A 20848-nucleotide genomic window follows, 5' to 3' on the forward strand; every position below is an offset into this window, starting at 1 on the left:
CTCGCTACATGCCAATCGAGTGCGCTCCATGTCCCAGGATTTCTACTTCTTGTTGATGCCGGGTTTCTCGGCGATTGGATTTATCTCGGCCGTCGAGCCGCTGCGGGTTGCCAATCGCTTCCGTGGCGAGCTGTACCGCTGGCACGTGCTGAGCGCTGACGGCGGTGCGGTTTTGGCCAGCAACGGCATGTCGGTCAACGCCGATGCGGCGTTGGAGCCGCTGAAGAAAGGTGCGACGCTCTTGGTGGTCGCCGGCTTCGAGCCGCTGAAATTCGCCACCCCGGCGCTGGAGCACTGGCTGCGACGCCTGGACATTGAAGGCGTGACCCTTGGCGCCATCGACACCGGCAGCTTCATTCTCGCCGAGGCCGGCCTGCTCGAAGGCCATCGCCTGACCCTACACTGGGAAGCCATCGACGCGTTCAAGGAATCTTATCCACAGCTCAGCGTGACTCAGGAACTGTTCGAGATCGACCGCCGGCGCATCACCTCGGCGGGCGGCACCGCCTCCATCGACCTGATGCTCGACCTCATCGCCCAGGCCCACGGCCCGGAACTGGCGATCCAGGTCAGCGAACAATTCGTGCTCGGCCGCATCCGCCCACGCAAAGACCACCAGCGCATGGAAGTCGCCACGCGCTATGGCATCCGAAACAAGAAGCTTGTTCACGTTATCGGCGAGATGGAGCAGCACAGCGAGCCGCCGCTGAGCACACTGGAACTGGCGGACTCGATCAAAGTGACGCGGCGTCAGCTCGAGCGCTTGTTTCGCCTGCACCTGAACGACACCCCGAGTAATTTTTACTTGCGGCTGCGGCTGGAGAAGGCTCGGCAGTTGCTGCGTCAGACCGACATGAGCGTGTTGGAAGTGAGTATCGCGTGCGGGTTTGAATCGCCGTCGTATTTCACCCGCAGCTATCGGGCGAAGTTTGCGCGGTGCCCACGGGAAGACCGGCGTACCGCCAAGGCATGATCGTTCCCACGCTCTGCGTGGGAACGCCGCCATGGACGCTCTGCGTCCGCTTCGAGATGTGACGCAGAGCGTCACGGGATGCATTACCACGCAGAGCGTGGGAACGATCGGTGGAGGGCGTTACTTCTTCATCAATGCCGAGCAGGCCGCTTTAAACGCTTCATGCTGATACTTGTTCAGCGTGGCCGGCAGTTCGAAGTCGAATTTCTTGTTCTGCGCATTAATCGTCTGTGGCGACAACAACGTCACCTCGCAATTCTCCAGCAGCTGGAAAACGCCCTCGATCTTGAACGTGGTCGGCCCACCGGCGAACTCACCTTTCTTGCTGCGCTTCTTGATCGCGATCCGGTCAATCGAATTCTCGCGCACGAACGAGGCGACCTGTGCCGCAAACACTTTGACGTTGGCGGCTTCGTCGTCATCCTCAAGGGCGATTTTCTTGGTATTGAGGGCAACATGGCTCAGGGTCGAACCGTCGAGGGAGGCCACGGCGATGATCGCTTCGCTGCCTTTGATTTCGATGCCGCAGATGTTCATTTGAATTCCTTGAGTGGCTGATGGCGTGCAGCTTACAGCTCAAGCTGATCGGCGTTGATACCGAAAGCTGCGGCGATTTTTTCGCGGGTAGCCTTGCGGGGTTTGGCGACAGTTTCCTGCTGCGCAAAGGCCGGTTGGGAGATACCCATGCGTTTGGCCACTTCATCCTGAGTAAGGTTCAGATGTTCACGCCATGCGCGAATCGGCGTCGCGCCATCGACGATACGGCTGACCACTTCATGGGGAATCAGATCGGGCTCAATCTTTTGCGCCACATATTGCGCGTAGGGAATGACCACGAAAGCAGGGTTTCCCTCTGCATCATTGATGATTTGAACGTCAGTAGGTGCGTTCATCACGTTTTTTGACCTCTTGAATACTGACCACTTTGATTGCGCCATCCCAGTCGAACATGACTCGATAGTTACCCACTCGAAGTCGATAGGCATAGTCATGACCGACCAGTGCTTTGACATTACCTGTATCAGGCATGCCGGTTAGCACCGTGACGGCATCACGAACCTGGATCTGGTGAGCGGAATGCAATTTCAGAAGCTGCTTAACGGCCTTTCGAGTCCAGTGAATGCTGTTCATGGGAGAATATAAGTCTTTTATAAGATTTGCGAATCTTTACTTATATTTTTCAGGGCGCCAATAAACGAACCATGTCGGCATGTTGCCTGCCTGATGCGTTCGTTTATCAAGCTAAAAGGGTGTTGTAGGTGTGGTGAGCACAGCCTGTAGGAAAGGGCGGTTTGTCAGAACAGTAAGCTGGCGTGAGTGTCAGCTTCCGATAGTCGATCGGCTTTACTCCTGCCCAATCGACTCCAGAAACTCCGACCGCTCGTCACTCATCCGCGCCACGCAATCATTTTGCGCAATGGTGAACGCCTTGCTACCGCTGGTTGCCGGAAACGCCTCAACCGCGCAATCCGCATCTCGGGTCTTCAGCCATTGTTGTTGAGCGGCCTTGAGCTTGGCGTTGATGTCGGACAGTTGTGCCGGGTTCTTGCCGTAGGCCGTTTGCATACGCTCGGTCAGGCCTTGGTAGTTTTCTTTGAGCAGGTCTTCGGCGGTGGTTCTGCTGAAGGCAGAGCATTCCAGGGTCTGGATGTCGTTTTCGACTTTGTCGCAGGGATTGTCGTCGGACTCTTCAGCGGCGTGTACGCCGGTTGCTATCAGTGCCAAAGCCAGGATGATCGATTTCATTGCGCCGCCGCCCCAATCCAGTAGTGCATTCAGTAATGCCGCGAATTCTGGCCCATGCGAAGGCCCTTGAACAGGTGGGCAATCGTGCCGTGCGGCGACCCTTTGTCGCGGATTGACGCTTTCGGCAAACCCTCTGTCGTTTTTGCACCCGGCTACCGAGGCACCGAGGCATATGCTGGCCCCAAAGCGCCGGCACACGATTCGGCGCGTGAATCGCTAATAGGGGACAGCCTGATGAGCCCAGCCGAATTGCACGCCGACAGCATCGTTATCGACGGGCTGATTATTGCCAAGTGGAACCGTGAACTGTTCGAAGACATGCGCAAGGGCGGTCTGACCGCGGCCAACTGCACCGTGTCGGTGTGGGAGGGCTTCCAGGCGACCGTCAACAACATCGCCGCCAGCCAGAAGCTGATTCGCGAGAACAGCGACCTGGTGATCCCGGTCCGCACCACTGCCGACATCCGTAAAGCCAAGGAGCAAGGCAAGACCGGCATCCTGTTCGGCTTCCAGAATGCTCACGCGTTTGAAGACCAGATCGGCTATGTCGAAGTGTTCAAGCAGCTCGGCGTCGGTATTGTGCAGATGTGCTACAACACCCAGAACCTGGTGGGCACCGGCTGCTACGAGCGCGATGGCGGCCTGTCGGGTTTCGGTCGTGAAATCGTCGCCGAGATGAACCGCGTCGGCGTCATGTGCGACCTGTCCCACGTCGGCTCCAAGACGTCGGAAGAAGTCATCCTCGAATCGAAAAAGCCAGTGTGCTACTCGCACTGCCTGCCGTCGGGCCTGAAAATCCACCCGCGCAACAAGTCCGATGAAGAACTGAAGTTCATCGCCGATCACGGCGGTTTCGTTGGCGTGACCATGTTCGCGCCGTTCCTGGCCAAGGGCATCGATTCGACCATCGACGATTACGCCGAAGCCATCGAATACACCATGAACATCGTTGGCGAAGACGCCATCGGCATCGGCACCGATTTCACCCAGGGCCATGGCCAGGAGTTCTTCGAATACCTGACCCATGACAAGGGCTACGCCCGCCGCCTGACCAGCTTCGGCAAGATCATCAACCCGCTGGGCATCCGCACCGTGGGCGAGTTCCCGAACCTGACCGAAACCCTGCTCAAGCGCGGCCACTCCGAGCGCGTGGTGCGCAAGATCATGGGCGAGAACTGGGTGAACGTCCTCAAGGACGTCTGGGGCGAATAACGCCACTTTTTAAACAACGATCTTTGTAGCAGCTGCCGAGGCACGAGGCTGCGTTGCGGTCCGAAGGACCGCCCTCGGGGGCCGCTTCGCAGCCCAACGCAGCCTCGCAGGCTCGACAGCTGCTACGGCTAGCTATCGCCTCAACACATTGAATTCTGGAGCTTTACCCATGGCTAAAATCGCCCCGCAATTGCCAATCGAAGTCGACAGCGAAACCGGTGTCTGGACCTCCGACGCCCTGCCAATGCTGTACGTACCGCGCCATTTCTTCGTCAACAACCACATGGGCATCGAGGAAGTGCTGGGCGCCGAAGCCTACGCCGAAATCCTCTACAAGGCCGGCTACAAGTCCGCCTGGCACTGGTGTGAAAAAGAAGCTGAATGCCACGGCCTGGAAGGCGTCGCGGTGTTCGAACACTACATGAAACGCCTGTCGCAACGCGGCTGGGGCCTGTTCAAGATCCAGGACATCGACCTCGACAAAGGCACCGCCAGCGTCAAGCTCGAACACTCGGCGTTCGTCTACGTCTACGGCAAGGTCGGGCGCAAGGTCGACTACATGTTCACCGGTTGGTTTGCCGGTGCCATGGATCAGATTCTGCAGGCCCGTGGCAGCAAGATTCGCACGGTTGCCGAGCAAGTCTACGGTGGCTCCGAAGAAGGCCACGACGACGGTTTGTTCACCGTCAAGCCGTTGTAAGTCGAGGAACCCGCCATGGCTTTCGAAGCAATGTTTCAGCCGATCCAGATCGGCAAACTGACCATCCGTAACCGCGTGCTCAGCACCGCGCATGCCGAGGTCTATGCCACCGACGGCGGCATGACCACCGACCGGTACGTCAAGTATTACGAAGAGAAAGCCAAGGGCGGGATCGGCCTGGCGATTTGCGGCGGTTCCTCCAGTGTGGCCATCGACAGCCCGCAAGGCTGGTGGAAGTCGGTCAACCTGGCCGACGACCGGATCATCCCGCACTTCCAGAACCTGGCCGATGCCATGCACAAGCATGGCGCCAAGATCATGATCCAGATTACTCACATGGGCCGCCGTTCCCGCTGGGATGGCGAGCATTGGCCAACCCTGCTGTCGCCGTCGGGCATCCGCGAGCCGGTGCACCGTGCGACCTGCAAAACCATCGAACCGGAAGAAATCTGGCGGGTGATCGGCAACTACGCCAGCGCCGCCGCGCGTGCCAAGGCCGGTGGCCTGGACGGCGTCGAGCTGTCCGCCGTGCATCAGCACATGATCGACCAGTTCTGGAGCCCGCGGGTCAACAAACGTACCGACGAATGGGGCGGCAGCTTCGAGAACCGCATGCGTTTCGGTCTGGAAGTGATCAAGGCTGTGCGGGCTGAAGTCGGCCCGGATTTCTGCGTCGGCATCCGTCTGTGCGGTGATGAATTCCACCCGGATGGCTTGTCCCACGAGGACATGAAGCAGATCGCCAAGTACTACGACGACACCGGCATGATCGACTTCATCGGCGTGGTGGGTTCGGGTTGCGACACCCACAACACCCTGGCCAACGTTATCCCCAACATGAGTTATCCACCGGAGCCATTCCTGCACCTGGCGGCCGGGATCAAGGAAGTGGTCAAGGCCCCGGTCCTGCACGCGCAGAACATCAAGGACCCGAACCAGGCGACCCGTATTCTGGAAGGCGGCTACGTTGACATGGTCGGCATGACCCGCGCCCACATTGCGGACCCGCACCTGATCGCCAAGATCAAGATGGGCCAGGTCGACCAGATCAAGCAATGCGTCGGCGCCAACTACTGCATCGACCGTCAGTATCAAGGCCTGGATGTGTTGTGCATCCAGAACGCCGCGACCTCCCGTGAATACATGGGCGTGCCGCACATCATCGAGAAATCGACCGGTGTGAAGCGCAAGGTTGTGGTGGTCGGCGCCGGCCCTGCCGGGATGGAAGCCGCGCGTGTGTCGGCCGAACGTGGCCACGACGTGACCCTGTTCGAGAAGAAAGAATTCATCGGCGGGCAGATCACCACCGCTTCGAAAGCCCCGCAACGGGACCAGATCGCCGGTATCACCCGCTGGTTCCAGCTTGAGTTAGCGAGGTTGAAAGTTGACCTGCGCCTGGGCGTGGCGGCCGATGCGGCAACCATTCTCGACCTGCGTCCGGATGTGGTGGTACTCGCCGTCGGCGGCCATCCATTCCTGGAGCAAAACGAGCACTGGGGCGCGGCTGAAGGTCTGGTGGTCAGCAGTTGGGACATCCTTGACGGCAAGGTTGCACCGGGCAAGAACGTGCTGGTCTACGACACCATTTGCGAGTTCACCGGGATGTCGACGGCCGACTTCCTCGCCGACAAGGGCAGCCAGGTCGAGATCGTCACCGACGATATCAAGCCGGGTGTGGCCATTGGCGGTACGTCGTTCCCGACTTACTACCGCAGCATGTACCCGAAAGAAGTGATCATGACCGGCGACATGATGCTGGAGAAGGTCTACCGCGAAGGCGACAAGCTGGTGGCGGTGCTGGAAAACGAATACACCGGCGCCAAAGAGGAGCGGGTGGTGGACCAGGTTGTTGTCGAAAACGGCGTGCGTCCGGACGAAGAAATCTACTACGCCCTGAAGGAAGGCTCGCGCAACAAAGGCCAGATGGACATCGAAGCCTTGTTCGCGATCAAGCCGCAACCTTCGCTGGGCCAGGCGGGCGACGGCTATTTGCTGTTCCGCATCGGCGACTGCGTGGCCCAGCGCAACACCCACGCGGCGATCTATGACGCGCTGCGGTTGTGCAAGGATTTCTAAGAGCTTGTGGATAACCCTGTAGGAGCAAGGCTTGCCCGCGATAGCGTCGGAGTTTCCGATGCATCTTTGGCGGTAGAAATACCGCCATCGCGAGCAAGCTCTGCTCCTACAGGGAATCGGGCAAGGCATCCAGGTAGTTTGGCCTGCAAGACCCTGCGGTCTTTGGGAGCTCCACCATGTTGAACACCCTTCTTCCAATCCTGTTGTTCGCAGCCCTGGGCCTTGCTGTCCTCGGCGCGTTGCGGCGGGTGGCCATGTGGCGTCGGGGCCGGGCTTCGAAAGTTGACCTGATCGGCGGCCTGTTCGCCATGCCCAAGCGCTACATGGTCGATTTGCACCATGTGGTCGCGCGGGACAAATACATCGCCAACACCCACGTCGCCACGGCCGGTGGTGCAGTGGCGTCCATTGTGCTGGCGATTCTGGTACATGGTTTTGGCCTGCATAACCGCATCCTTGGTTATGCGCTGTTACTGATGACGGCTGTGATGTTCGTCGGTGCGATCTTCGTCTACCTGCGTCGGCGCAACCCTCCGGCCCGTTTGTCCAAAGGCCCGTGGATGCGCCTGCCGAAAAGCCTGTTGGCGTTCTCGGCATCGTTCTTCCTGTTGACCCTGCCGGTCGCCGGCATCCTTCCGGAAAACTTCGGTGGTTGGCTGGTCGCTGCGATCCTTGGCGCCGGCGTGTTGTGGGGCGTTTCGGAACTGTTCTTCGGCATGACCTGGGGCGGGCCGATGAAGCACGCCTTCGCTGGTGCGCTGCACCTGGCCTGGCACCGTCGCGCCGAGCGTTTTAATGGCGGCCGTTCCACCGGTTTGAAACCGCTGGACCTGAACGACCCGACCGCGCCGCTGGGCGTGGAAAAACCCAAGGATTTCACCTGGAACCAACTGCTCGGCTTCGACGCCTGCGTGCAGTGCGGTAAATGCGAAGCCGCGTGCCCGGCTTACGCCGCCGGCCAGCCGCTGAACCCGAAAAAACTGATTCAGGACATGGTGGTCGGTCTGGCCGGTGGCACCGATGCCAAGTTCGCCGGTAGCCCGTATCCAGGCAAAGCCATCGGTGAACACGCAGGCAACCCGCATCAACCGATCGTCAACGGTCTGGTGGACGCTGAAACCCTGTGGTCATGCACCACGTGCCGCGCCTGCGTCGAGGAGTGCCCGATGATGATCGAGCACGTCGATGCCATCGTCGACATGCGCCGCCATCTGACCCTGGAAAAAGGCGCCACGCCAAACAAGGGCGCCGAAGTCCTGGAAAACCTGATCGCCACCGACAACCCGGGCGGCTTCGCGCCGGGCGGGCGGATGAACTGGGCGGCGGACCTGAACCTCACGCTGATGAGCGAGAAGAAATCCGTCGACGTGCTGTTCTGGGTCGGCGACGGTGCCTTCGACATGCGCAACCAGCGCACCTTGCGCGCCTTCGTCAAAGTGCTGAAAGCGGCCAAGGTCGACTTCGCGGTGCTGGGCCTCGAAGAGCGTGACAGCGGTGACGTAGCCCGACGCCTGGGCGACGAAGCGACCTTCCAGCTGTTGGCCAAACGTAACATCCAGACCCTGGCCAAATACAGCTTCAACCGCATCGTCACCTGCGACCCGCACAGCTTCCACGTGCTGAAAAACGAGTACGGCGCCTTCGACGGCAACTACCTCGTGCAGCACCACAGCACCTACATGGCAGAAATCATCGGCGCTGGCGCGTTGAATCTGGGTCAGCACAAAGGCAACAGCGTGACCTATCACGACCCGTGCTACCTCGGTCGCTACAACGGTGAATACGAGGCACCACGTGAAGTACTGCGCGCCCTCGGGATCGAAGTGAAAGAGATGCAACGTTCCGGTTTCCGCTCGCGCTGCTGCGGCGGTGGTGGCGGTGCACCGATCACTGACATTCCGGGCAAGCAACGTATTCCCGACATGCGCATGGAAGACATCCGCGAAACCGGCGCCGAACTGGTGGCCGTGGGTTGTCCACAATGCACTGCGATGCTCGAAGGCGTGGTCGAACCCCGGCCGCTGATCAAGGACATCGCCGAACTGGTGGCGGACGCGTTGCTCGAAGACGCGGCCCCGAGCAAGCCGACCAAACCGGCCCAACGTGAACCTGCGGAGGCCCACTGATGAGCGACATTATCCGCCGCGACCCACGCGCCGAATGGATCGCCCGTAACCGTTTGCACCCGCTGCACGCGGCCATGCAACCGGCGCAACACAGCTGGATGGGGCCGAACGGTGTCATCCGTAAGAATCCTCATGGCATCGGTTTTATCGGTCCCAACGGCATCAAACGCATTGACCGCAGCGGCGCTCAACAGGGCGGGGCGAGCAAACGCTCTGCCGCCGTTGAAGTGCAACTGCCGCTACATCAGGTACCAGCACCTGCGTTCTACATCAGCGTGGTGCCGGACATGGTCGGCGGCCGCTTGAGCAGCCACGACCGCGACTTGCTGGGGCTGGCGCATCAGTTGGCCGGCAAGGACGGCGCGGTACTGGCCGTGGTCTTCGGCGAACACAAAGAGACGACGTTTGCCACCGCGGGCGTCGATCGCTTGCTGGTGCTGGAAGGTGACGAATTCAGCGGTTATGCACCGGAACAACGGGTCCAGGGCTTGCGGGCTGTGGATAACCAGTTCAGCCCGCGTCATTGGCTGTTGCCGGACAGCCGCAGCGGCGGTGGTGAACTGGGTCGACGCTTTGCCGCCGCACTGGGCGAACGCCCGGCCACGCGGGTCTGGCAGGTCAAGGATCAGGAATGCATCGGCCGCGCCGGTGCTGGTTTGCAAGACCTTGCACGCCCGGTTGCGCGGTTGATTCTGGCGGCGGCCGAATGTGCCGAACCGGTCAGTGAAACCCGTCACGAAGCCTTGGCGGTGGAGTTATCCACAGCCGTGGCGCGCAGCCTCTCGCGCATCGAAGATCTGGGCGCGGTGGCGGTGGACCCTGCGGCGATTCCGATGGCCGAAGCCGAGTTCATCTTCTCTGGCGGCAATGGGGTCAAGGACTGGGGACTTTTCCACAGGACGGCCGAGGCGTTGGGCGCTACCGAAGGCGCTTCCCGTGTGGCGGTGGACGATGGCTTCATGGCCCGTGACCGTCAGGTTGGCGCATCCGGCACCTGGGTGACCGCGCGGGTTTACGTGGCTGTGGGGATTTCCGGGGCGATCCAGCACCTGCAAGGCATCGGTGCCTGCGACAAGGTGGTGGCAATCAACCTCGATCCTGGCTGCGACATGATCAAACGGGCCGACCTGTCGGTGATCGGCGAGAGCGCCGAGATTCTTCAAGCCTTGATTGACGCGGTAGCGGCTTACCGCAACGACGCCAAGCGCGATGCGGCTTAAGGGAAGGAAAGGGTTATGAGCACGAAAATCATCAGCCTGGTGTCCATCGGCGCCCACCCGACCTCCGGCCGGCCACGTCGCGCGGAGCAGGATGCGCGGGCGGTGGAGCTGGGCTTGCAACTGGCTGGGGATAACCTGCAAGTGCTGCATGCCGGCGATGTCGCTGAACCTGCACTGCGCGCCTACCTGGGCATGGGGCTGGAACAATTGCATGTGCTTGAGCAGCCTTCAGGTGCCGATGCACTGCCAGCGTTGACCGCCTATTTGCGCGATGCGGGGGCACAAGTCGTGCTGACCGGCAGTCAGGCCGAAACCGGTGAAGGCTCGGGCATGTTGCCGTTTTTGTTGGCGGAAAGCCTCGGCTGGCCATTGGTGGTCGGTTTGGCTCAAGTGGAGTCCATCGATGGCAGTTCTGCGTTGGTGCTTCAGGCTTTGCCCCGTGGCCAGCGCCGTCGATTGAAAGTGCGCCTGCCGTTTCTCGCCACGGTGGATAACGCTGCACCGAAACCTCGGCAGAGTGCCTACGGCCCGGCGCGGCGGGGCGTGTTGCACGCCGATGACGTGGAAGTCGTCGACGATGATTTGCTGGCGGTCGCCACCCTGCAACCGGCCAAGCCACGGCCCAAGCGCTTGAAGGTGATCAAGGCCAAGAGCGGTGCCGATCGCATGAAGGCGGCGACGGCCAAGGCCAGCGGTGGCGGTGGGCAAGTGCTCAAGGGTGTTACGGCGCAAGCGGGGGCTGAAGCCATTCTCAAATTGCTGATTGAAGAAGGTGTGGTCCGCTAGCGGTCCGTTGGGGGAAGTTAATGGCTGTTGAGTTTCGTTTGGCCCGGCGCGGCGATGCGCGGGAGATTGCGCGGTTGTTCCAGATTTCGTCGGAAGGGGCTTCGGATTACATCTGGAGCCAGATAGCAGAGCCCGGCCAGGACCTGCTGGACGTTGGTGCCATCCGCTATGCCCGCGACGATGTGGACTTTTCCTATCAGAATTGCCTGATCGCCGAAGCGAACGGGGAAGTCGTCGGCATGATGCACTGCTATGTGATGCGCCATGATCCGCTGGCGGCTCCGGTGACTGACCCGGTGTTGGCGCCCTACGCCACGATGGAAATCCCTGACACCCTGTACATCTCCAGCCTGGCGCTGCACGAGGGGTGGCGCAACCAGGGCCTGGGCAAGCAGTTCCTCGCTTACGCCTACGACCGGGCCAATCAGTTGGGGCTCAATGGCCTGAGCCTGATCGACTACGCTGCGAACACCGGCGCCCGCCGGTTTTACGAGCGACACGGCTTTCGTATCGTCGACACCTGTCAAATCACGCCCCACCCGATGATTCGGGTCACGGGTGAGGCTTACCTGATGTATCGGCCGTAAGGGCGACCACTCGCCGTACCGCTCGGTGAGCTACAGTTTTGCTGTGCGCTGTCTAAGGGTGCGGCACGGTCTACGGAGCTTTTAGACGTTCAGCGCTTAATCATGAAACCCGTTTTTGAGTGGGTTGACTATGAAGGCGTTGCAGCGTCGTGCGACCTGGTTGCTCTGTGCGGTGATGTGCGTGCCTGCGGGTTTGATGGCGGCGGCCAAGCCCGCGGCTGTCGAGCCACGTCATGCAGCCGATCTGGATTTTTATCAGTGGATGGCGTCGCCGCAAGGGCAAAAAGCGTCCCTGGCACAGATGCGGCAGCAGTGTGCCAAGGTTGTGGATGCCGAGAGCAATCTCAGTTGTTCAGTGTCCGTTTACGCCCGAATGTTCGAGGCCAAAGTCGCCAATCAACTGCCTGATTACTACCTGGCGATCAAGCACCGCCATGCCCGGGCCATCGCGAATGATCCCGAGCTCAACGTTCTTTTTTCCATGTTTGGCCCTCGATCCATCGCGGCCCTGCGCGCGGTCGGCGACTTTTCGGTGACCAGGAGCCGGCGACACGAGGTCGTGACGCTTTATCCACGCCCCAGCGAGGGTTACGTCACGGATGAAGTGCTGCCCTACATCGACGTCAAGGCGGCCAACGGCGTCTCGTCGCGTTTCATAGTGGACACCGGTGCGCCACAAACCCGGGTCAACAGCGAAACCGCGAAGCGCATGGGCATCACCTTGCTGACCGACTCCCAATACGGCTACAGCACCTTTTATGGCGAACATGACCTGTCAGCCAAGCTGGGTATTTTCGAGTCCTTGACGATCGGCGGGAGCGAATTCAGGAATGTCCTGGTGTTTGTCAGCGACCGGGATAACTTGCTGGGGCTGGATCTGATCGGCAAGTTGGGGCGCTTGAAGCTCAGCAGAAAGAACCTGGAGCTTAACGCTGCACCTCCCGCGCGATGCGATGCGCCGGTGACCTATGGGCGCATGGACATCAATCAACGACTGACCATTGCCGCACACCTGGATCGCCGGGCGACACTGGCGATTGTCGATACTGGCAATGTTGATTACCTGACGTCGGCCTGGCCCGGGGAGTCTCCTGTCAACGTCGCCGAAAACTCGCGCCATCAGACCTTCAGGGGCGAATTGGATTTGTCCGGCCACACCAGGGTCATCCAGTACAAATACTACCCAGGCTTCACCATTCCTCCGTCGTTGTTGAACGGGCAGTACGTGCCTTCGATTTTGCTCGGCTGGCGGGCATTCAATGACTACGAGATGGACCTTGACCCCGAATCCGGTCGCTCGTGTCTGAATAAAATCTGATTTACCCACAATCCCTGTTGGCGATTCTGTGGATAACGTGTTCGTCCCTCGCTACACCCCACACAAATCAAGCCCTGCAAGCCTCCGTACAAAAAACAACCAGGCTAAGTGCCGGTTTTTATGGGCTTTTTACGGTGGATAAAGTTATGCGTGCTCCAATACTTGCCCCCAATCTCTGTTGGCGCTTCTGTGGATAAGATGTTCGCTAACCTCTACAGGCCTTATAAACCGGTGCCTGCATACGATTGTTCAAAAAACGAACAATTCATCGATTCTGATCGGTAAACAGCCCGAAAACCGCGATTTATCAAGGTTTTCAGCGGTTTTCCACAGAACGACAGAAGTTGCCCCCAAAGTCTGTTGGCGCTTCTGTGGATAAGGTGTTTGCCATCCTCTGTAAGCCACGTAAAACGTGACCTACAAGCTTTAGATCAAAAAACAACCAGTTGCCGTTCAAAACCCTGCTTCTGGATAAGTCACGGATTTTCTTCAGTTTCTGTGGAGAAAGTTTTCTGTAAAACCACACTTGTCCCCAATAGCTGTGGGTGGAGGTGTGGATAACTTGTTTGCTGAAGGCTGGAAGGCACGCGGGGCATAGTGCTGAACGGAATAGATCATATTTCGTACAGTTCTGAATCGGGGGGATATCGGGGGAGGATGTGTTGTTGGGGAGGGTGCCATCGCGAGCCGGCTCACTCCTACATTCCCCTGTAGGAGTGAGCCGGCTCCGGGCGGCGTTCCGACGATGCTTTTAGCGCTGTCAGCCTTGTACAGGAACGCCTTTGAGGTACGGCGCAGGCTCTGCCCCCAGGTTGTTCAGCAGGCGTTCGCTGTACCAGTCCACAAAGTTCACCACGCCAAACTCATACGTCTTGGAGTAAGGCCCTGGCTGGTAAGCGGTGGAGTTGATGCCGCGCTGGTTCTCTTCGGCCAGGCGACGGTCCTGGTCGTTGGTGGCGTCCCAGACCTGGCGCATGCGCTCCACGTCATAGTCCACGCCTTCAACGGCATCCTTGTGCACGATCCACTTGGTGGTGACCATGGTTTCCTGAGCGCTGATCGGCCACACCGTGAAGACGATGATGTGGTCGCCCATGCAGTGGTTCCACGAGTGCGGCAGGTGCAAGATGCGCATCGAGCCCAGGTCCGGGTTCTTGATACGGCCCATGAGTTTGGCGCAGCCCTGTTTACCGTCCATGGTCATCGACACGGTGCCCTTGAGCAGTGGCATGCGCACGATGCGGTTACGCAGGCCGAAGCTGGCGTGGGCGTAAGGGATCTTCTCGGCTTCCCAGGCAGCGGCGGAGGCCGCGACGTGGTCCTTGAATGCCTGATCGGCACGTGGGTCGGTGACGTCGTCCCATTCCAACAGGGTTTTCAGCAATTCCGGGTGCGACGCGTTGCAGTGGTAGCACTCACGGTTGTTTTCCAGCACCAGTTTCCAGTTGGCCTTTTCCATCAAGGTGGTGGTAATCGCCACCTTGGTGTTCTCCATGTCGTACGGTTCCATGTAATGGTTCAGCGTCGACAGGAAGTCATCGATGGCTGGCGGGTTCTCCGACAGGCTGATGAAGATGTAGCCACCCGCAGTCTTCACGTTCACCGGCTTGAGGCCGTACTGCTTCATGTCGAAGTCGGCGCCCATCTCGGTGCCGGCGAACAGCAGGCGACCGTCGAGCTCGTAGGTCCACTGGTGGTAGTGGCAAACCAGTTTGGCGACCTTGCCTTTTTCGCTGGTGCACAGGCGTGAACCACGGTGGCGGCAGACGTTGTGAAACGCGTGCACAACGCCTTCGGCGCCGCGAATCACGATGATCGGGTTTTTGCCGATTTGCAGGGTCAGGTAGTTGCCCTTGGTCGGGATCTCGCAGGTCATGCCGGCGATCAACCACTCTTTCTGGAAGATTTCCTGCATGTCGATATCAAACAGCCGCTCGTCAGAGTAAAACGGCTGCGGCAGCGAGAAAGTGCGCTCGCGTTCTTGCAGCATCTGCGCGGTGGCCTTGCGTGCGGGTTCCAGTGGATCGCCCAGGCTCAGGGTAGTGGTGACGTCCATCGTTTAATCCTCAAGGCCATTCTGTGTGGCCGGCGAAAGTGGCTAATCAGGTTTGCTACGCAAGGTGTAATGGTTGTGTCTTGGTATGGGGCGAGTGTGGGGCCGGCGCTGGGCAGAACCTTATCCATGGGCGACATGGCCCAATCTGTTCCCGACGCGCAACCCCCGGTAGATGCAGGCTGGTCGCGATAAGTATGTGAATGTCGCAGATAGGTAAATGGGTGATCGGCGCGTTACGCAGAATCGCCAACATAAGGCCGAGCATCGGCGGTGGAGAACAGCATGTCCAACAGCTTCCTGAATCCGGTAACGACCCAGACCTGGGCCAATGGTCGACACATCGTCCGTTGCGTCAAAGTCATCCAGGAAACCTGGGATGTGCGCACTTTCTGCTTCATGGCCGATCAGCCGATCATGTTCTTCTTTAAACCGGGGCAGTTCGTCACCCTGGAGCTGGAAATCGAAGGCGTGCCGATCATGCGCTCCTACACCATTTCCAGCTCGCCATCGGTGCCTTACAGCTTTTCGGTGACGATCAAGCGTGTGCCGGGCGGCAAGGTCTCGAACTGGCTGCACGATACCCTGCATGAAGGTCAGGAGCTGGCAGTGCACGGGCCGGTCGGGCTGTTCAACGCCATGGACTTCACCGCGCCGAAGGTGCTCTACCTCAGCGGTGGCGTCGGCATCACGCCGGTCATGTCCATGGCGCGCTGGTTCTATGACACCAACGGCAACGTCGACATGGTGTTTATCCACAGCGCCCGCTCGCCCAAGGACATCATTTACCACCGTGAGCTGGAACACATGGCATCGCGGATCGACAACTTCAGCCTGCACCTGATCTGCGAGAAGCACGGCATGGGTGAGCCCTGGGCCGGTTATCGCGGTTACCTCAACCACCGAATGCTTGAGTTGATGGCGCCGGACTTCCTTGAGCGCGAAGTGTTCTGCTGCGGCCCGACGCCGTACATGAGTGCGGTCAAGCGCTTGCTGGAAGCCGCTGGCTTCGATATGTCGCGTTATCACGAAGAGTCCTTCGGCGCGACCCCGCCAGAGGCGCGCGCCGATGCAGTGGAACACGCCGAGCAGGCGGCCGACGCACCGGAACTCGACGTGGCGGATCTGTATCAGGTGGAATTCACCGCGTCCGGCAAAAGCATTCGCGTTGCGCCGGGGGAAACCGTTCACGCGGCGGCTGCCAAGTTGGGGCTGTTGATTCCGAAGGCCTGCGGCATGGGCATTTGCGGGACGTGCAAGGTGATGAAACTGGGTGGCGAGGTCGAAATGGACCACAACGGCGGGATCACCGAAGAAGACGAGGCCGAAGGGTTTATTTTGTCGTGCTGCAGCGTGCCGAAGGGCGACGTGCGTATCGAGTTCTGATTCGCACCCTAAATCCCTGTAGGAGCGAGCCTGCTCGCGATAGCGGTGGATTGGCCAACATTGAAGTTGCGCCAGGTTCCGTCATCGCGAGCAGGCTCGCTCCTACAGGTTTTCAGTCGACGAATAGGTCAGTCATCAACTTGTCGCTGCTGTCAGGCTCGAAGCGGTAGTGTTCAAATTCCGTCACGCCGCTTTCCCGCAATATCTCCTCATCAATCAACAACCGCCCGGTCAGGCTGCGATTTGCGCTGCTCAGGATTACATGGGCGGCATCGGCCATGATCGCCGGCGTGCGCGCATGCTTGAATGATTCCCGTGAGCCAAGTTGGAACTCGATGGCGGCGGTGGCGATCATCGTCTGTGGCCACAGCGAATTGACGCTGATGCCGTAGTTCTTGAACTCCTCGCTCATGCCCAGCGTCAGCATGCTCATGCCGTATTTGGTCACGGTGTAGGGGCTGTATTGGGCGAACCATTTGGTCGCCAAATTCAAGGGCGGTGACAGGTTGAGAATGTGCCCGCCGGTTTTTTTCAGATAGGGCAGGGCGGCCTGGCTGCACAGCAACACGGCGCGGGTGTTGATCTGGTGCATCAGGTCGAAGCGCTTGAGTTCGATGTGCTGGACCCCGGTCAACTTGATGGCGCCCGCATTGTTGATCAGCGCATCGATGCTGCCGAAATGTTCGTTGGCCTGGGCCAGTGCTGCGCGTACCGCGTCTTCCTCGCGCACGTCCACCTGCAAGGCCAGCGCCTTGCCCCCGGCCGCTTCGACTTCCTGCGCCACACTGAAAATCGTACCCGGCAATTTGGAGTGCGGCTCGGCGCTTTTGGCCGCAATTACAATATTGGCCCCGTCACGCGCCGCCCGCAGCGCGATCTCACGACCAATCCCGCGGCTGGCGCCGGTGATGAACAGGGTTTTGCCTTGTAGGGACATGCATACGCTCCTGATTATTGTTATGTGAGCGGATCAAAACGGCTCGCAGACAATGTAGACCAAGAGTTGCGCCACGATCACGGGCACTTTTGTATCGGGAGGGGGCGACAGCGCTTTTTATGTAGCAGCTGGCGCAGCCTGCGTTCGGCTGCGCAGCAGTCGTGAATTCAGACAGCATGGTGTGTCATGCACACCGCGCTATAGGGTTTTACGACTGCTGCGCAGCCGAACGCAGGCTTCGCCAGCTGCTACAGGAGTGTGTTGCGGCAGACTGGCGTGGTGATCAGCGGGACATGACTTCGCGAATGTCGGCGGCCAGTTCACGGACGCGTTCTTCTTCGGTGTCCCACGAGCACATGAAGCGTGCGCCGCCGTTGCCGATGAAGGTGTAGAAGCGCCAGCCCTTGGCGGTCAAGGCAGCAATTGCAGGTTCAGACAGTTGCAGGAACACGCCGTTGGCCTGTACCGGGAACATCAGTTCCACGCCAGGTATGTCGCTCACCAGTTCGGCCAGCAACTGCGCGCAGTGGTTGGCGTGGCGGGCGTATTTGAGCCAGGCGTCGTTTTCCAGGATCCCGACCCACGGTGCCGACAAAAAGCGCATTTTCGACGCCAGTTGCCCGGCCTGTTTGCAGCGGTAGTCGAAGTCTTCAGCCAGTTTTTCGTTGAAGAACAGAATCGCCTCACCGACCGCCATGCCGTTTTTGGTGCCGCCAAAGCACAGCACGTCAACGCCGGCCTTCCAGGTCAGGTCTGCCGGAGAGCAGCCAAGGAACGCGCAGGCGTTGGAGAAACGCGCACCGTCCATGTGCAGGTTCAGGCCCAGTTCCTTGCAGGTGGCGCTGATGGCGCGGATTTCGTCCGGGGTGTAGACGCTGCCCACTTCCGTCGCCTGGGTCAGGGTCACGACGCGCGGTTTCGGGTAGTGGATGTCCTGGCGCTTGAGGGCCACTTCGCGGATCGATTCCGGGGTCAGCTTGCCGTTTTCGGTGCGGGCGATGAGCAGCTTGGAACCGTTGGAGAAGAATTCCGGGGCGCCGCATTCGTCGGTTTCGACGTGGGCAGTTTCCGAGCAGATCACGCTGTGGTAACTCTGGCACAGCGACGACAGGGCCAACGAGTTGGCGGCGGTGCCGTTGAAGGCGAAGAATACTTCGCAGTCGGTTTCGAACAGTTTGCGGAAATCGTCGGACGCGCGAGCGGTCCATTCATCGTCGCCGTAAGCACGCTGGTGGCCGTGGTTGGCCTGTTCCATGGCTGCCCAGGCTTCAGGGCAGATACCGGAATAGTTGTCGCTGGCGAATTGTTGGCTCTTATCGGTCATGGCCCTGCTTTCCGTGGTCGAGGCGCTTATGGTGAAGCGTCTCGTGGTCAATGATGGTGCGCACTTTACCGAAGATCATCCGGGGAGCACACGCGATGTGTCTGACAGAAAAATACAAAGACGACGGGCAATTATGCACATGAGTCAACGGGATGGGGCACTGGATCTGCTCAAGTGGCTGGCGCTGCTGAGCATGGTGATCGATCACCTGCGATATGTCGGTTACTCCGTCGATTTGCTGTATGTCCCGGGACGGCTGGCGTTTCCGTGGTTTTGTCTGGCGATGGCCGTGAACCTGTCGCGAACCGACGTGGCGACGACGCAAGGTCAATGGCGATATTTCGGCTGGTTGCTGCTGTTCAGTGCGATCAGCGAAATTCCTTACCGAATGTTCATTCCTGATCCCGACACCTTGAACGTGTTGCCCACGCTGGCCCTGGGCCTGTTGGTGGCGCGTGGCTGGCAGCACCAGACGCTGCAATCGCGACTGTTGGCCGCTGCTGCATTGCTGGTGGCGATGCTGTTCTGGCAACGGTTGATGTTCGGCTTCTTCGGTGTGCTATTGCCGTTGGCGATGCTGCTGGTGATCCGGCGGCCCTGGTATTTTGCGCTGTTGCCGGGACTGGTCTGCCTGGCGGCCAACGAATGGCACACGCTGTATTACGCCGCCCGGCTGGGCAACAGCGCGGCCATCCCCGGTATTGTTGCTTGTCTGATTGCGCCATGGTTGGGGCTGGTCCTGTTGCGACACGCAAAAGGCGTAAAACCACCGCCCATGCGCCGCTGGGCGTATGCGCTATATCCCGTGCATTTTTTCCTGCTGCTACTTGTCCGTCAGATCGCTGCCTGACTCCTGTGGGAGCGGGCTTGCCCGCGATGGCGAAGTCAGGTCCAGCAATGATGCCGACTGACACACTGCTATCGCGGGCAAGCCCGCTCCCACAGGGGATTCTTTCAAGTTTGAAGATTGTGTCCGGTCAGGCATTTCGGCTTATGTCGTAAACGCACCTTTGCGTGGCGTCCGTAGGCATTTGACCTGTCTGCGCCGGTCATACCATCGGCATCAAAGGGCACTGCCGTCATGCCAGTGCCTTACCGAGACGAATGGCGCACAGATGCCGCTGGGAGAGACGCGATGTTCAGCAAGCAAGACCAGATCCAGGGTTACGACGATGCACTGCTGGCGGCGATGAATGCCGAGGAGCAACGTCAGGAAGATCACATCGAGCTGATCGCGTCGGAGAACTACACCAGCAAGCGCGTCATGGAAGCGCAAGGCAGCGGCCTGACCAACAAATACGCCGAAGGTTATCCGGGCAAGCGCTACTACGGTGGCTGCGAGCACGTGGACAAGGTTGAAGCCCTGGCCATCGAGCGCGCCAAGCAGTTGTTCGGCGCTGATTACGCCAACGTGCAGCCGCACTCCGGTTCCTCGGCCAACAGCGCCGTGTACCTGGCCTTGATTCAGGCTGGCGACACCATTCTGGGCATGAGCCTGGCCCATGGCGGTCACCTGACCCACGGCGCCAAAGTGTCGTCCTCGGGCAAGCTGTACAACGCCGTGCAGTACGGCATCGACACCAAAACCGGTCTGATTGACTACGACGAAGTCGAGCGTCTGGCCGTCGAGTGCAAGCCGAAGATGATCGTTGCCGGCTTCTCGGCCTACTCCAAGACCCTCGACTTCCCACGCTTCCGTCAGATCGCCGACAAGGTCGGTGCACTGCTGTTCGTCGACATGGCCCACGTCGCTGGTCTGGTCGCCGCCGGTCTGTACCCGAACCCGCTGCCGTACGCCGACGTGGTCACCACCACTACCCACAAGACCCTGCGCGGTCCACGTGGCGGCCTGATCCTGGCCAAGGCCAACGAAGAAATCGAGAAAAAGCTCAACGCCGCAGTATTCCCGGGTGCCCAGGGCGGCCCGCTGATGCACGTCATCGCCGGTAAAGCGGTGTGCTTCAAGGAAGCGCTGGAACCAGGCTTCAAGGTTTACCAGCAACAAGTGATCGACAACGCCCAGGCCATGGCCGGCGTGTTTATCAAACGCGGCTACGATGTAGTGTCCGGCGGCACCGATAACCACCTGTTCCTGGTCAGCCTGATCCGTCAGGGCCTCACCGGCAAAGAGGCGGACGCAGCACTCGGTCGCGCCCACATCACCGTCAACAAGAATGCTGTCCCGAACGATCCACAGTCGCCGTTCGTCACCTCCGGCCTGCGCATTGGCACCCCGGCGGTGACCACGCGCGGCTTCAAGGTGACCCAGTGCGTCACGCTGGCCGGCTGGATCTGCGACATCCTCGACAACCTCGGCGATGCCGATGTCGAGGCCAATGTTGCCCAGCAAGTGTCGGCACTGTGCGCGGACTTCCCGGTTTATCGCTGAGCGCGGTTTTGGAGT

At 59.8% G+C, this 20848-nt stretch carries 19 protein-coding genes; 12 read left to right on the top strand and 7 right to left on the bottom strand.

Annotated elements, in window-relative coordinates; translation table 11 throughout:
- The first annotated feature begins 28 nt into the window (after window positions 1-28).
- A complete protein-coding gene (locus BMS17_RS14245; RefSeq protein ID WP_077431140.1) occupies window positions 29-973 on the top strand; it encodes a GlxA family transcriptional regulator in 945 nt (314 codons plus the stop codon).
- 120 nt (window positions 974-1093) lie between these two features.
- Here BMS17_RS14245 and BMS17_RS14250 read toward each other — a convergent pair whose 3' ends face one another.
- The 4 genes from BMS17_RS14250 to BMS17_RS14265 all read right to left on the bottom strand — a co-directional run bounded on the left by BMS17_RS14250 (window position 1094) and on the right by BMS17_RS14265 (window position 2719).
- Window positions 1094-1510 carry a DUF3010 family protein gene (locus BMS17_RS14250; protein ID WP_046029859.1) on the bottom strand — a complete coding sequence of 139 codons (417 nt, stop codon included), beginning with the start codon at window positions 1508-1510 and terminating at the stop codon, window positions 1094-1096.
- A gap of 32 nt (window positions 1511-1542) precedes the next feature.
- Window positions 1543-1866: a helix-turn-helix domain-containing protein gene (locus BMS17_RS14255; protein ID WP_046029860.1), complete on the bottom strand. Its 324-nt coding sequence runs from the start codon at window positions 1864-1866 to the stop codon at window positions 1543-1545.
- Window positions 1850-2104: a type II toxin-antitoxin system RelE/ParE family toxin gene (locus BMS17_RS14260; RefSeq protein WP_046029861.1), complete on the bottom strand. Its 255-nt coding sequence runs from the start codon at window positions 2102-2104 to the stop codon at window positions 1850-1852. The genes BMS17_RS14255 and BMS17_RS14260 overlap by 17 nt, the downstream gene beginning before the upstream one ends.
- 213 nt (window positions 2105-2317) lie before the next feature.
- Window positions 2318-2719 carry a lysozyme inhibitor LprI family protein gene (locus BMS17_RS14265; protein WP_046029862.1) on the bottom strand — a complete coding sequence of 134 codons (402 nt, stop codon included), beginning with the start codon at window positions 2717-2719 and terminating at the stop codon, window positions 2318-2320.
- Window positions 2720-2953: 234 nt separating this feature from the next.
- Between BMS17_RS14265 and BMS17_RS14270 the strand changes: the two genes are divergently transcribed.
- From BMS17_RS14270 to BMS17_RS14305, 8 genes are all read left to right on the top strand, one after another.
- A complete protein-coding gene (locus tag BMS17_RS14270) occupies window positions 2954-3931 on the top strand; it encodes a dipeptidase (RefSeq protein ID WP_046029863.1) in 978 nt (325 codons plus the stop codon).
- 169 nt (window positions 3932-4100) lie between these two features.
- On the top strand, window positions 4101-4631 hold the full coding sequence (locus tag BMS17_RS14275) for a DUF5943 domain-containing protein (protein ID WP_007947752.1): 531 nt from the start codon (window positions 4101-4103) through the stop codon (window positions 4629-4631).
- A gap of 15 nt (window positions 4632-4646) precedes the next feature.
- Window positions 4647-6707 carry a dimethylglycine demethylation protein DgcA gene (dgcA, locus tag BMS17_RS14280; RefSeq protein WP_046029864.1) on the top strand — a complete coding sequence of 687 codons (2061 nt, stop codon included), beginning with the start codon at window positions 4647-4649 and terminating at the stop codon, window positions 6705-6707.
- A 176-nt stretch (window positions 6708-6883) separates the two neighbouring features.
- Window positions 6884-8833, top strand: a complete 1950-nt coding sequence (gene dgcB, locus BMS17_RS14285; RefSeq protein ID WP_077431141.1) for a dimethylglycine demethylation protein DgcB — start codon at window positions 6884-6886, stop codon at window positions 8831-8833.
- Window positions 8833-10053: an electron transfer flavoprotein subunit alpha/FixB family protein gene (locus tag BMS17_RS14290; RefSeq protein WP_077431142.1), complete on the top strand. Its 1221-nt coding sequence runs from the start codon at window positions 8833-8835 to the stop codon at window positions 10051-10053. The genes dgcB and BMS17_RS14290 overlap by 1 nt, the downstream gene beginning before the upstream one ends.
- Before the next feature lie 15 nt (window positions 10054-10068).
- Entirely contained in the window at window positions 10069-10839 is a 771-nt protein-coding gene (locus BMS17_RS14295) for an electron transfer flavoprotein subunit beta (protein WP_077431143.1), read from the top strand.
- Window positions 10840-10859: 20 nt separating this feature from the next.
- Complete coding sequence (locus BMS17_RS14300) at window positions 10860-11426, top strand: GNAT family N-acetyltransferase (protein ID WP_046029871.1); 567 nt, start codon at window positions 10860-10862, stop codon at window positions 11424-11426.
- A 130-nt stretch (window positions 11427-11556) separates the two neighbouring features.
- A complete protein-coding gene (locus tag BMS17_RS14305; protein WP_077431144.1) occupies window positions 11557-12744 on the top strand; it encodes a retropepsin-like aspartic protease in 1188 nt (395 codons plus the stop codon).
- 760 nt (window positions 12745-13504) lie between these two features.
- Here BMS17_RS14305 and gbcA read toward each other — a convergent pair.
- Window positions 13505-14800, bottom strand: coding sequence for a glycine-betaine demethylase subunit GbcA (gene gbcA / locus BMS17_RS14310; protein WP_046029875.1), 1296 nt, complete (start codon window positions 14798-14800; stop codon window positions 13505-13507).
- Between the two features lie 282 nt (window positions 14801-15082).
- Between gbcA and gbcB the strand changes: the two genes are divergently transcribed.
- Window positions 15083-16183 (top strand): glycine-betaine demethylase subunit GbcB, encoded by a 1101-nt coding sequence (gene gbcB, locus BMS17_RS14320; protein WP_046029877.1) that lies wholly within the window; start codon window positions 15083-15085, stop codon window positions 16181-16183.
- A 112-nt stretch (window positions 16184-16295) separates the two neighbouring features.
- Here the strand turns inward: gbcB and BMS17_RS14325 are convergent, their stop codons facing one another.
- Both BMS17_RS14325 and BMS17_RS14330 read right to left on the bottom strand, forming a co-directional pair.
- The gene (locus tag BMS17_RS14325; protein WP_046029879.1) at window positions 16296-17120 is read right to left on the bottom strand and encodes an NAD(P)-dependent oxidoreductase; all 825 of its coding nucleotides are present in this window, start codon (window positions 17118-17120) and stop codon (window positions 16296-16298) included.
- A gap of 283 nt (window positions 17121-17403) precedes the next feature.
- Complete coding sequence (locus tag BMS17_RS14330; protein WP_046029882.1) at window positions 17404-18444, bottom strand: low specificity L-threonine aldolase; 1041 nt, start codon at window positions 18442-18444, stop codon at window positions 17404-17406.
- A 133-nt stretch (window positions 18445-18577) separates the two neighbouring features.
- Here BMS17_RS14330 and BMS17_RS14335 point away from each other — a divergent pair, with 133 nt between their 5' ends.
- Both BMS17_RS14335 and glyA read left to right on the top strand, forming a co-directional pair.
- Complete coding sequence (locus tag BMS17_RS14335; RefSeq protein WP_077431145.1) at window positions 18578-19294, top strand: TraX family protein; 717 nt, start codon at window positions 18578-18580, stop codon at window positions 19292-19294.
- A 285-nt stretch (window positions 19295-19579) separates the two neighbouring features.
- Complete coding sequence (gene glyA / locus BMS17_RS14340) at window positions 19580-20833, top strand: serine hydroxymethyltransferase (protein WP_046029886.1); 1254 nt, start codon at window positions 19580-19582, stop codon at window positions 20831-20833.
- The last annotated feature ends 15 nt before the right edge of the window (window positions 20834-20848 follow it).

The organism is Pseudomonas sp. C9, from assembly GCF_002000165.1.
Lineage (GTDB): Bacteria > Pseudomonadota > Gammaproteobacteria > Pseudomonadales > Pseudomonadaceae > Aquipseudomonas.

Coding starts and splice junctions, on each gene's coding strand:
- BMS17_RS14300 (WP_046029871.1), top strand. CDS start 10,860: ATGGCTGTTGAGTTTCGTTTGGCCCGGCGCGGCGATGCGCGGGAGATT.
- BMS17_RS14275 (WP_007947752.1), top strand. CDS start 4,101: ATGGCTAAAATCGCCCCGCAATTGCCAATCGAAGTCGACAGCGAAACC.
- gbcA (WP_046029875.1), bottom strand. CDS start 14,800: ATGGACGTCACCACTACCCTGAGCCTGGGCGATCCACTGGAACCCGCA.
- BMS17_RS14260 (WP_046029861.1), bottom strand. CDS start 2,104: ATGAACAGCATTCACTGGACTCGAAAGGCCGTTAAGCAGCTTCTGAAA.
- gbcB (WP_046029877.1), top strand. CDS start 15,083: ATGTCCAACAGCTTCCTGAATCCGGTAACGACCCAGACCTGGGCCAAT.
- BMS17_RS14335 (WP_077431145.1), top strand. CDS start 18,578: ATGCACATGAGTCAACGGGATGGGGCACTGGATCTGCTCAAGTGGCTG.
- dgcA (WP_046029864.1), top strand. CDS start 4,647: ATGGCTTTCGAAGCAATGTTTCAGCCGATCCAGATCGGCAAACTGACC.
- BMS17_RS14265 (WP_046029862.1), bottom strand. CDS start 2,719: ATGAAATCGATCATCCTGGCTTTGGCACTGATAGCAACCGGCGTACAC.
- BMS17_RS14325 (WP_046029879.1), bottom strand. CDS start 17,120: ATGTCCCTACAAGGCAAAACCCTGTTCATCACCGGCGCCAGCCGCGGG.
- BMS17_RS14330 (WP_046029882.1), bottom strand. CDS start 18,444: ATGACCGATAAGAGCCAACAATTCGCCAGCGACAACTATTCCGGTATC.
- BMS17_RS14270 (WP_046029863.1), top strand. CDS start 2,954: ATGAGCCCAGCCGAATTGCACGCCGACAGCATCGTTATCGACGGGCTG.
- BMS17_RS14290 (WP_077431142.1), top strand. CDS start 8,833: ATGAGCGACATTATCCGCCGCGACCCACGCGCCGAATGGATCGCCCGT.
- BMS17_RS14250 (WP_046029859.1), bottom strand. CDS start 1,510: ATGAACATCTGCGGCATCGAAATCAAAGGCAGCGAAGCGATCATCGCC.
- BMS17_RS14245 (WP_077431140.1), top strand. CDS start 29: ATGTCCCAGGATTTCTACTTCTTGTTGATGCCGGGTTTCTCGGCGATT.
- glyA (WP_046029886.1), top strand. CDS start 19,580: ATGTTCAGCAAGCAAGACCAGATCCAGGGTTACGACGATGCACTGCTG.
- BMS17_RS14295 (WP_077431143.1), top strand. CDS start 10,069: ATGAGCACGAAAATCATCAGCCTGGTGTCCATCGGCGCCCACCCGACC.
- BMS17_RS14305 (WP_077431144.1), top strand. CDS start 11,557: ATGAAGGCGTTGCAGCGTCGTGCGACCTGGTTGCTCTGTGCGGTGATG.
- BMS17_RS14255 (WP_046029860.1), bottom strand. CDS start 1,866: ATGAACGCACCTACTGACGTTCAAATCATCAATGATGCAGAGGGAAAC.
- dgcB (WP_077431141.1), top strand. CDS start 6,884: ATGTTGAACACCCTTCTTCCAATCCTGTTGTTCGCAGCCCTGGGCCTT.